10 protein-coding genes are annotated in these 10874 nt (G+C 71.5%); 5 read left to right on the top strand and 5 right to left on the bottom strand.

Annotation, left to right across the window (positions count from 1 at the left end):
* The first annotated feature begins 12 nt into the window (after positions 1–12).
* Positions 13–1494 (top strand): hypothetical protein, encoded by a 1482-nt coding sequence (locus D7X55_RS06375; RefSeq protein ID WP_121722527.1) that lies wholly within the window; start codon positions 13–15, stop codon positions 1492–1494.
* Between the two features lie 13 nt (positions 1495–1507).
* Here D7X55_RS06375 and D7X55_RS06380 read toward each other — a convergent pair whose 3' ends face one another.
* Positions 1508–2239 (bottom strand): NAD-dependent deacylase, encoded by a 732-nt coding sequence (locus tag D7X55_RS06380; RefSeq protein WP_121722528.1) that lies wholly within the window; start codon positions 2237–2239, stop codon positions 1508–1510.
* 73 nt (positions 2240–2312) lie between these two features.
* Between D7X55_RS06380 and D7X55_RS06385 the strand changes: the two genes are divergently transcribed.
* Complete coding sequence (locus D7X55_RS06385) at positions 2313–2807, top strand: GAF domain-containing protein (protein ID WP_120550564.1); 495 nt, start codon at positions 2313–2315, stop codon at positions 2805–2807.
* Positions 2808–2821: 14 nt separating this feature from the next.
* On the opposite strand, the gene D7X55_RS06390 is transcribed toward D7X55_RS06385, so the two are convergent.
* On the bottom strand, positions 2822–3739 hold the full coding sequence (locus tag D7X55_RS06390) for a pseudouridine-5'-phosphate glycosidase (RefSeq protein WP_121722529.1): 918 nt from the start codon (positions 3737–3739) through the stop codon (positions 2822–2824).
* A gap of 232 nt (positions 3740–3971) precedes the next feature.
* On the opposite strand from D7X55_RS06390, the gene D7X55_RS06395 reads away from it, so the two are divergent.
* Positions 3972–4835: a DMT family transporter gene (locus tag D7X55_RS06395; RefSeq protein ID WP_233609636.1), complete on the top strand. Its 864-nt coding sequence runs from the start codon at positions 3972–3974 to the stop codon at positions 4833–4835.
* 7 nt (positions 4836–4842) lie between these two features.
* Here D7X55_RS06395 and D7X55_RS06400 read toward each other — a convergent pair whose 3' ends face one another.
* The 3 genes from D7X55_RS06400 to D7X55_RS06410 all read right to left on the bottom strand — a co-directional run bounded on the left by D7X55_RS06400 (position 4843) and on the right by D7X55_RS06410 (position 8432).
* Complete coding sequence (locus D7X55_RS06400; RefSeq protein WP_121722530.1) at positions 4843–6579, bottom strand: FHA domain-containing protein; 1737 nt, start codon at positions 6577–6579, stop codon at positions 4843–4845.
* A gap of 66 nt (positions 6580–6645) precedes the next feature.
* Positions 6646–7821 (bottom strand): DUF2314 domain-containing protein, encoded by a 1176-nt coding sequence (locus D7X55_RS06405; protein WP_121722531.1) that lies wholly within the window; start codon positions 7819–7821, stop codon positions 6646–6648.
* Positions 7818–8432 (bottom strand): deoxynucleoside kinase, encoded by a 615-nt coding sequence (locus D7X55_RS06410; RefSeq protein ID WP_120550569.1) that lies wholly within the window; start codon positions 8430–8432, stop codon positions 7818–7820. Before D7X55_RS06410 ends, D7X55_RS06405 begins: the two co-directional genes overlap by 4 nt.
* Before the next feature lie 205 nt (positions 8433–8637).
* On the opposite strand from D7X55_RS06410, the gene D7X55_RS06415 reads away from it, so the two are divergent.
* Together D7X55_RS06415 and D7X55_RS06420 are read left to right on the top strand one after the other, a co-directional pair.
* Positions 8638–9438: a 1-acyl-sn-glycerol-3-phosphate acyltransferase gene (locus tag D7X55_RS06415; RefSeq protein WP_199746876.1), complete on the top strand. Its 801-nt coding sequence runs from the start codon at positions 8638–8640 to the stop codon at positions 9436–9438.
* Between the two features lie 7 nt (positions 9439–9445).
* Positions 9446–10813 (top strand): lipopolysaccharide assembly protein LapB, encoded by a 1368-nt coding sequence (locus D7X55_RS06420; RefSeq protein ID WP_121722532.1) that lies wholly within the window; start codon positions 9446–9448, stop codon positions 10811–10813.
* The last annotated feature ends 61 nt before the right edge of the window (positions 10814–10874 follow it).

Genomic DNA, 10874 nt, shown 5'->3' on the forward strand with positions numbered 1-10874 from the left:
GGAAGACACGGAATGGGTATTCGCGTAGGCGTGGTGGGGGCGGGGCTGGCGGTCATCTCTTTGTTGTCAGCGGGTTGCAGCGACGACTCTCCGACAATTGATCCACAGGACGCGCCGGTCACGGATCCGTCGGATGGAAACGAAGTTCCCTCGCTCCCCCCTCCGGGTTCCCTTCCGGACGCCAGCACGCCCCCTCCGGATGAAGACGGTGGGACTCCCGATGCCGGCGAGACTCCCGACGCGGGGACGACGCCGGATCCCGATGGCGGCACCGGCCAGACGCCCGATGCGGGGCCCTGGCCCACGGACGCGGTGCTCGACTACACGCGCTCGTTTGGCGCTGGCAGACCCCAGAGCGTCGGTGTCGATGAAGGCCTCAACATCTGGCTCCTCGACGGCCGCCGCATCGGCGTGCTGCGCCCCGGCGACAAGGCGCCCACCTGGACGTCCAACGTCGGCCAGGCGGCGGAGCCCTTCGGTCCGGACGCACTCGCGACCGGCTCCACGGTCATCTGCGGCGGTGAGGCCGGACGCGCGTATGTGGGCTACTCCGCGAATGAGATGAAGCGCGCGGAGGGCATCGAGCAGCGCACGTACATCCCCTGGAAGGGCGAAGCGGGCTACTCACCCGAGCGCTTCGCCGAGTACCGCAAGGGGGACCTCGACGCGGTCCGCCTCCAGCCGGACGGCAGCGTCATGCTCGAGGAGCACCTCTGGCGCACCACCGGCGCGTCGAACAAGGACCGACAGGCGGGCATCCACAACACCAATGACTTCCACTACGAGGAGGACCGCACCGTCCTCAACTGCGCCCGCGTGACGCGCGGCCGCGACCGCGGCGACCTCTACATCACCACCAACCACGGCGTGACGCGCATCCAGGGGCTCACCTACAACAGCCACCGGCACCCGGGCTGGTACCTCTTCGAGGACGGCTCCGAGTGGGGTTCTCTCCAGTGCCCGTACATGCACGGCCTGGGCATCGGGAAGAACGGTGACGTGCTCGTCGCCAACGAGCAGATGGTCGGCGTGCTCGTGCCCAGCCCCAAGCTGGAGGACTGGGACCGCGAGCTGACCTGGGAAGGCCCCACGCCCTGGTCGTTCAAGAGCTACAACGACGCGCTCAACGGCCAGGCCACGGACGACTACTGGCGCGCCTTCGAACAGGTCGCCTCCGGCCGCTACTACCTGGGCAGCGAGCGGTACGGCGTCTGGGCGCTGACGCCGAAGAACCGCTCCACGGGCAACTGGTCCAGGGTCGCGGGCCTGCCGTCCAGCCGCATCCTGTCACTCAAGGCGACGGACGACGGCGCGCTCTACATCGGCACCGACGGCGCCGGCCTCTGGCGGCTGGAGGCCGACGGCACCACGCTGGCCCAGGTGCGGAACGTGTCAGGCCAGCGCGTCCTGCAGATGGTCTACGAGCCCACCGTGACGCCGAGCATGCTGCTCGTCGTCACCGACCAGGGCCTCACGGTCCTCCGCGGTCCGTAAGGCCCGGAGGCGCTTAGACAAGCTTCGCCAGGGTGGGCAGCACCTGCCCGCTCATTCCCTGGACGAAGTGGTGGAAGCGCTCCGTGTTCGCGGCGGACTCGTAGTTCACGAGCCACGTGTCCCCGCGCACGGAGCGCACCTCGTCCACGATTCCCGCCGCCGGCCACACCGCACCGGACGTACCGGCGGCCAGGAACACCAGCCGCGTGCCGTCCTTGCGCGAGATGAACTCGCCGACGCGTGCCAGGTCGTTGGGGTCCAGCATCTCCCCGAACCAGACGATGTCCGGCCGCAGCCGGCCACCGCAGCTGTCGCACTTCGGCACCGTGCCCGACGGGTGCACCGAGGTGTCCGCGAAGGGCGCACGCTGGCAGTCCGCGCACTTCGTCCGGAAGAGGTTGCCGTGCATGTCCACCACGCGCCGGCTGCCCGCCTTCGTGTGCAGGCCATCCACGTTCTGCGTGGCCAGGAGGAAGCGGTCGCCCAGGTGCTCTTCCCAGCGCACCAGCGCGTCGTGGCCCGGGTTGGGCTTCACGTCCGCCGCCCCCGCCCGCCGCTGCGAGTAGAAGCGCCAGACGAGCCCGGGGTTCGCCTCGAAGCCCTGAGGGGACGCGACGGCCTCCACGGGGTGGTTCTCCCACAGCCCGTTCATGCCCCGGAACGTGGGCACCCCGCTCTCCGCGGAGACTCCGGCACCGGTGAGGACGAGCAGGCGGGTTTTCGAATCCAGGACGAGCGGTTCCACACGACCTCCAGTGCCAGCCGGCACGAGGGTTGTTAGAAGGGGCGGGACGGACTTCCTGACAGAGGACCCCATCATGGCCGAAGTCACCCTGGATCTGCGCGGTCAGCCCAAGACCGAGGCATACGCCGAGCTCAAGACGCACGCGCTCGCCATCCTCGAAGGCGTGGATGACGACATCTGCGCGATGGCGACGATGAGCTGCCTGCTGCACAACGCCTTCGGCCACCTGTGGACGGGCTTCTACCGGGTGGTGACGCCCGGGAAGCTGCTGCGCGTGGGCCCCTACCAGGGGACGCTCGGGTGCCTGGAGATCACCTTCGGCAAGGGCGTGTGCGGCACGTCCGCCGCCAAGGGAGAGACGGTGGTGGTGGCGGACGTGCACGCCTTCCCGGGCCACATCACCTGCGACGGGCGCTCCGCGTCGGAGATCGTCGTGCCGGTGTACGGGCGCAACCGCGAGCTGCTCGCGGTGCTCGACATCGACTCCGAGCACAAGAACACCTTCGACGACGTGGACCGCGCGGCGCTGGAGGACCTGATGACCTGGTTCCAGCACCGCCCGGCCTGACCGCCGCTTGTGCTTCAGCGCTTCGCGATGCGGGCGTAGGCCACGGCCAGCGCCCCCGCGAAGCGCGCGTTGTTCTCCAGCAGCGCCAGGTTCGTCTTGAGGCTCTTGCCGCCGGTGCGCCTGGCCATCTCGCCCAGGAGGAACGGCGTCACGGCCTTGCCGCGCACGCCCTGCCGGTCCGCGTCCGCCAGCGCCGACGCGATGTGCAGCTCCACGTCGTTGCGAGGCAGCGCGGCCTCCACCGGAGGCGGCACGGTGTAGAGCACCCCGCCCTGCCCCAGCATCTCGAAGCGAGCATGAGCGATGCGCGCGGCGGTCTCCGCGTCATCCGCGCGGTGCTCCAGGGAGAGGCCGGACTCGCGGCTGTAGAAGGACGGCAGCTCGTTCGTGCCCACGCCGATGACGGGCACGCCCGCCGTCTCCAGCAGCTCCATCGTCTTGGGCAGGTCCAGCACGGACTTCGCGCCCGCGCACACCACGGCCACGGGGTAGCGCGACAGGGCCGCGATGTCCTGCGAGATGTCCCAGTGCTCGGAGGCGCCCCGGTGCACGCCGCCGATGCCGCCGGTGGAGAACACGCGGATGCCCGCCGCCGCGGCCAGCTCACACGTGGCGCTCACGGTGGTGCCGCCGCTGGCCCGGGTGGCCACCGCCACGGCCAGGTCGCGCGAGCCCACCTTGAGGAGCTTCTCCTTGCCCTCCGCCAGCCGGCGCAGCGCGGCGTCCTCCAGGCCAATCCACACCTCGCCGTCCACCAGCGCGATGGGCGCGGGCACGGCGCCGGCGCGGCGGATGGCCTCCTCGCACGCGCGAGCAGCGGCCAGGTTGTCCGGGTACGGCAGGCCCTGCGCGACGACGCTCGTCTCCAGCGCCACCAGCGGCTGCCCGGAGTCCTTCGCGCGCCGCACCTCGTCCGAATAACGGAAGTCCATGGGCGGGCATTTACGCCACGGGCCGGGCGGCTGGACAAGCACGGGCGTGGGGAAACGTCGGCGCGACGTCGCCTGCCTGGAGGAGAGCACCGTGCGTGCGGGTCGGCGGCCGGGGTGTCGCGGCTCCGTCGGTTGCATCCGGAACCGCGCCGCCCTATGCCCCGCCGCCGTGAGCACCTCGTCGCCCGCGGTCGCAGCGCCTGCCCGTCTCCTCTCCGCCTCCGACATGGCGATGATCGCCGTCGTGGTCGTCTGGGGGACGAACTACACCCTCGTGAAGGACGCACTGGAGGCCTTTCCGGCGCGGGCCTTCATGTCGCTGCGCTTCGGGCTCGCGGCGCTCGCGATGGGGCTCGTGCTGCTCGCGGTGGAGGGCCACAAGCCGATGCCGTGGAAGGCCTTCCTGCGCCTCACCGCGCTGGGGTTCGTGGGCAACACGCTGTACCAGCTGTGCTTCATCGAAGGGCTCGCGCGCACCACGGCGGCCAACAGCGGCATGCTCACCGCGGTGAGCCCGGTGGTGACGGCGGCGCTGGGCGCGGCGTTGGGCATCGAAAAGCTGCGCCGCCCGGTGGTCGCGGGGCTGTCGCTCGCGGTGGTGGGCATGCTGCTGGTGGTGGGCGCGCGAGGCCCCAACCTGGGCGCGGCGACGTGGACGGGCGACGCGCTGATTGTCTGCAGCTCGCTGTGCTGGGCCATCTACACGGTGGGCACGCGCGCCGTGGGAGAAGGCGTGTCCGCGTTGCGCGTCACCGCCATCACCATGCTCACCGGAGCCCCGGGCGTGGTGCTGGCCGGAGCCTCCCAGGTCATCACGATGGACGCGTCGCGCGTGGGCGCCGCGGGCTGGGTGGCGCTGGTGTACTCGGCGCTGGTGCCGCTGGTGCTCGCGTACTTCGTGTGGTTCCGCAGCGTGCAGCAGGTGGGCACCAACCGCACGACGCTCTACGGTACGGGCATCCCGGTGGTCGCAGCACTCACCGCCTGGGCGGTCCGTGGTGAGCGCCCCACCCTGTTCCAGATATTCGGCGCTGCGCTCATCCTCACGGGCGTGTTGATCAGCCGCCGCAAGGACACCGCCATCACGAAGGCCTGAGCGCGCTTCAGCCGCGAGTCCCCCGCTCCAGCGTCAGCCCGTACTCCTCCATCTTCCGGTCGAGCGTCGGCCGGCTGATGCCCAGGAGCTCCGCCGCGCGGACCTTCTTCCAGCCGGACTCGCGAAGCGCCTCCGCGATGGCGTCCCGCTCCAGCCGCGCCACCTGCTCCTGCAGCGTGCGAGGCACCTGCCCCACCGAGCCCTCGCGCACCTCCGGAGGCAGCTGCGGGATGCCAACGTGCCCCGCCGCGTACACGCGCCCCAGCCGCTCCGCGACCAGCTCCAGCTCGCGCACGTTCTGCGGCCAGGGGTACTCCGCCAGGAGGCGCCGGGCCTCGGGCCCCAGCACCGGGGCCTCCCGCCCGCACTGCCGGGCCCCACGCAGCGCGAAGTGCTCCAGCAACACCGGCACGTCGCCTCGCCGCTCGCGCAGGGGTGGCACCTCCAGCTCGAAGCCCGTGAGCCCCCGAGCGAGCGCCGCGTCGAACTCTCCCCGCGACGCGAGCCGCGACACCGGCGAGGCACAGGTGGCGACGACGCGCACGTCCACGGGCTCCTCACCGCCCTGCCGTGCGGGAGCCGCGCGCCGGGCCAGCATCCGCGCCAGCCGCTCCGCCGCGGGCCGGGGAAGCGCCTCCACGTGGCGCAGGAGCAGCGTGCCCGCGTCCGCGCGCAGCACCGCGGACGTCACCGGAGGCTGGCCGGGAGCCCCCGCACGGCCGAAGAGCGCCACCTCCACGGCCTCCAGGGACTGCCGGCACTCCACCGTCACCCAGGGCCCCAGCGCGCGCGGAGACTTCCCATGGAGGAAGTGCGCCAGCAGCGCCTTGCCCGTGCCCGGCTCGCCGTGCAGCACCACCGGGGCCGCGCTGCCCGCCGCCCGCCGGGCCTCCTCCACCACGCCCCGGAACGCCCGCGACGTGCCCAGGGGCGTCACCCACGGCGTCTCCGCGGCCTCCGCCTCGCCGCGCGAGCGCACCGCCGTATAGGCCTCACCGCCCAGGCGCCCCAGCGACGCGAGCAACTGCCCCTCGCCCTCGGTGAACGGCGACTCCTCGCGCTCCACGTACAGCACGCCAAAGGGCATCCCGCCCGAAGCCACCAGCGGAGAACACAGCGCCGTGTCCGTCCGCCCCAGCTCCTTGCGCTCCAGCGCCGCCTGCACCAGCGCGCGAGGCACCTCCACGGACGCGGCGCCGGACACCGCCGCCGTGCGAAGCCCCTCCGGTCCGCTCAGGAGCGCCGCGGCCCGGTCCGCGTTGAGCGCGTGCGCCGTCTCCTCCGACAGCCGCCGCAGCACCATGGCCTCGCTCGTGGCCCCCAACAGCGCCGTCCCCGCCGAGTACATCGCCGCGGCCGCGCCCACGTGCGGCAGCACCTCTTCAATCGGAACGTGCTCCGGCTCCTGCGCCACGACACCCGAGGGCTCGTCGACGATGGACACCGGCGGCGGCTCGTACACCGCGATGGTGGCGCCCACGCGCATCCGGTCGCCCGGCCGCAGCACCGCCTCTTCCTGGAGCGCCAGCCGCTGCCCGTTGAGCAGCGTGCCGTTGGTGGAGCCCAGGTCGCGCAGCCGCACCTGTCCCGCGACGGTGTCCAGGAACAGCTGCGCGTGGCGCCGCGACACCTGGTCGTCTTCCAGCGGGATGTCGCAGGAGGGACTGCGCCCGAGGGTCAGCTGGGAGACGACCTCGTACCGGCGCCCCGCGGACGGGCCCGTGAGCAGCAGGAGTGCCGGCATGCGGACGCGGAGCCTAGCAGCGCCCCTCGGGGCACCCGCAAGACGCGCCGGGCTGGACGCAGGGCGCTACATGGGGCGTTCGGCGTTCAAAAGCGCGCGCAGCTCGGATTCGTTGAGCGCACGGCCCTCCCGGGCGATGGCCAGCGCGTTGATCTGCTTCTCCTCCACCTCCACGTGGGCCCCCTTGCGCCACTCCGTGGTGTGCACCGCGCCATCCACCAGCCGGCCCACGACGGAGCCCTCGTCCCGGGCCACAGCCTCCAGCCACAGGTTCTCCACCACCACCTCGCCCTCCGGGTGCGTCTCGAAGGGGGCCCGCACCAGGAACGTCAGGGGCTCCATCAGCCCCTTGCGCTGGAAGCGCGCCAGGAACGCGGGCAAGAGCGCCTGCGCCTCCTCCTGCATGGCCTGGGTCTGCTCGGCCGGCTCCTTGGCGAAGCGCTCCCGGTACGTCGCCAGCAGCTCCGCCGTGTTGTGCCGGCCCAGCGGCGACACCACCGTGAGGAACAGCCCCTCGTGGCCCTCGAAGGCATCCAGCGGCACGCCCAGCAGGTTCGCGCGGGCCTCCTCGGAAGGCACGAGCGTGAAGCTCTGGCCCTCGCTGGTGGCGACCTCCGAGCGCAGCGCCGGCCCCTGCGCGAACGCCAGGTCCGTGCACAGCTCGTGGAGGAAGCTCTCCGCGGCCAGCAGGTCGCCCTCGCCCAGGTGGAAGATCTCCACATCGCGCGCGCCGAACTTCTCCATCCCGTGCGAGTGCACCCACAGCGGGGTGTCCCCTTCGGCCAGCTCGATGGCGTGCAGGTGCACGTGGTCGCGGATGTCGAAGTCCAGCTCCGTGATTTCGACCACGTCCTCGGGCTCGTGCAGCTTGAACGCCGTGAGGTCCACCAGCACGCCCGGCGCCTGCTCCATCAGCGTGCGCACGGTCCACAGCGCCTCGAAGACGGGCAGCGTGGGCTGCGCGCCGCCCGGCTCCAGGAGGAACGCGTAGCACGCCTGGGACTTCTCCACGCGCGCGAAGGCCTCCGGGCTGCCGCTGAACAGCTCCTGCGGGACGCGCGGACGCCCATCGCCCAGGGGCTTGAGCACCACCTTCACCTCGGAGCCGTCCGCGCGCACGGTGAAGCCCCAGTCGCCCTCGTGCGGCACGAACTCCACTTCGTCCGTGGCGAACGCCGCGCGCAGCGCGTCCAGCGACGGCGGCACGGACTGCTCCGTGGCGAGGACGTAGACCTCCTTCACAGGTGCTTCTCGATCTGTCGGAAGAGGTCCACGCGGTCCACCAGGTTGGTGAGGTAGTCCAGCTTGTCCGTCCCCAGCACCAGCACCGGTGACAGTGAGTAGCCCTCGAACCACTCCTCGTAGAGGGCGTTGAGGCGCTTGAGGTACGTGGTCGGGATGTCCTTCTCCATGGACCGCCCGCGCAGCCGGATGCGCTCCTTCAGCGTCACCACCGGGCAGCGCAGGTAGATCATCAGGTCGGGCGGCCGGAGCGACTGGGAGATGGTCTGGTACAGCTCCCAGTACGTGGACCAGTCGCGCTTGTCGATGAGCCGCTGCCGGTGGAGGTTCTTGGCGAAGATCTCCGCGTCCTCGTAGAGCGTCCGGTCCTGGAGCACGGTGCCGGGCGTGCGCTCCAGCTCCCGGTGCAGGCGGAACTTGTGCGTCAGGAAGAAGAGCTGCGAGCGGAACGCCCACGTCTTCATGTCCTTGTAGAAATCCGCGAGGTAGGGGTTCTGGTCATTGGGCTCGAAGGACGGCGTGAGGCCGTACTTCCGGCACAGGAAGGACGTGAGCTCCGTCTTTCCGGCCCCGATGTTGCCCGCGATGGCGATGAACTTTTTCCTGGCCACGCAACCCTTGCTTGTAACCCCGGCGAGCAGCATTCACCAGAAACAATGGCGAGGGGAGCCATGGTAGATAAAGTGCATGCCCCCGCCCCGTTCCGCACGTCCAGGAGCCAGCGCCCCCGCCGCGCCGCCTGCCTGCACGACGGGTGAGCGGCATCCCCGGGGCCCTTCCGGCGCTCAGGTCCCCCGGTAGGAGGAAAGGCGACGCATGCTGCGCAAGCTGTGGTGCATCTTGGTGGCTACGGTGTGGTCCGCGGTCTGCTTCCCCGCGGCCTGCCTCGCCATGCTGGTGACGCTCAACCCGTCGCGCTCGGTGGCGGTCGCCCGGAGGCTCTGGTCGCCCGTGCTCCTGTGGGCCGGGGGGGCGAAGCTGGAGGTCCTTGGCGGGGAGAACGTGGACCCGAAGCGGCCCACCATCTACGTCGGCAACCACCTGTCCACACTCGACATCCCGGCCCACTTCCTCGCCGTACCGGTGGACTTCCGGTTCGTCGCCAAGTCGCAGCTGCGCCTCGTGCCGTTCATTGGCTGGTACCTCTGGCTCGCGGGCCACATCTTCATCGACCGCGGGGACCGCTCGTCCGCCATCGCGTCGCTGGACAAGGCCGCCCGGAAGATCCGCGCCGGCACCAGCATCTTCCTGTACCCGGAGGGCACCCGCTCCCAGGACGGCCGCGTGCTGCCCTTCAAGAAGGGCCCCTTCGCGCTCGCGCTCAAGGCCCGCGTGCCCATCTGTCCGGTCACCATCGAGGGCACCGACAACGTCATGCCCAAGAACTCGTGGAACATCCGGCCGGGCCCGGTGCGCGTGAAGATTGGCCGCCCCATCGACACCACCGGCTTCGCGGACAACGACCGCGAAGGCCTGGCCCGCGCCGTGCGCGCGCAGATCATCGCGGACAGCCTGTCGCTGGGCGGCAAGGGTGGTGACCCCGACACGGCCGTCGCCGCGCCCAACCGCGAGGGCGTCGCGCAGCTCGCCACCTCCGTCACCTCCAAGGCCTCCTGAGCTCCCCGTGCACCTGAACGCGAACCGCCTCCGCTGGCCCGCCGCCCTCCTGGGGCTGGGATTGCTCGTCACCGGCTGCGGCCACGGCCAGGCCCAGGCGCCCGCGCTGACGCCCCAGGCCCAGGCGCGCGCGTACCTGGACGGGAACGACCCGGAGTCGGCGGTGAAGCTCCTGCGCGAATTGCACGCGCGCACGCCGGACGACGTGGACGTGGCCCGCGCCCTCACCGAGGCCCAGGTGAAGGCAGGCCGCGCGGACGCGTGGGCGGAGGAGCTGCGCCAGGCCATCGCGAAGAACGAGCGCGCGGTGGACCAGTACATGCTGGGCCTGACGCTCTTCTCCAGGGCCCGGGACGCGGGCGTCCCCACCGTCAGCGCCTTCGAGCGCGCCATCACCCTGTCCCCCACCACCGCGGAGTTCCACTACCGCCTGGGCGTCGCGCGCCTGGAGTCGGAGCAGTACGCCGCCGCGCTGGGCCCGCTGCGCAAGGCCGTGGAGCTGGCCCCAGAGCGCACCGGCTGGAAGCTGCCCCTGGCCAAGGCCCTGGCCCGCACGGGGGACACGGCGGGCGCCGTGGAGGCCCTGGGCACCGTCGTGCGCGGCAGCCCCACCCCCGCGGAGGTCACCACCGCGCGGGCGCTGATGAACCAGCTGGCGGACCCGTTCCAGAACTTCCCCAAGGCGGCGGAGGCGAAGCTCGAGGAGGGCATGCGCTACCTGCACGAGCTGGACGCGCCCCAGCACGCCGTCATCGCCTTCGAGGAGATCCTCCACGACTACCCGGACCTGGCCGTGGTGCACGCCCTGCTGGGGCTGGCCTACCAGCGCCTGGACGACGCCGGCCGCGCCGTGGACGAGTTCAAGCAGGCCATCGAGCGCGCCCCGCAGGATGGCAAGAACCAGCTGTACCTCGGTGAGCTGTACCTGTCGCGCCAGCGCACGGAAGCGGCGCGCAGCGCCTTCGAGAAGGCCGTGGTGCTCAACCCGCTGCTGGAGCTGGCCTGGTTCCGCCTGGGCGACCTGCGGCTGGAGGCCCGGGACCTGGACACCGCGAAGCAGGCCTTCCAGGTGGCGGTGACGCTGACGCCGGACTCGGTGCCCGCGCGAGGCAAGCTGTCGCTCGTGTACCAATTGCAGGGGGACTACACGGCCGCGCAGCGCGAGCTGAAGTACGTGGCGGACAAGGACCCGGAGAACACCGAGTTCGCCCTGCGCCTGGGCCTGCTCTACACCGAGGAGTCCCAGAAGGCCCGCCGCCCCGAGGACCGCCAGAAGGCCGTGAGCGAGGCCGAGCGCTGGCTGGGGAAGGTGCTGGAGACCCAGCCCGACAACGCGGTGGCCAGCAAGGCCCTGCAGGTGCTCAAGGGCCAGTAGCCACCGGCGCACCGCGCCCTCTACACTCCGCCTCCGATGAGCGACGCGCGCAAACCCTGTC

Origin of the sequence: Corallococcus sp. AB049A, assembly GCF_003668885.1 — a bacterium.
Lineage (GTDB): Bacteria > Myxococcota > Myxococcia > Myxococcales > Myxococcaceae > Corallococcus > Corallococcus interemptor.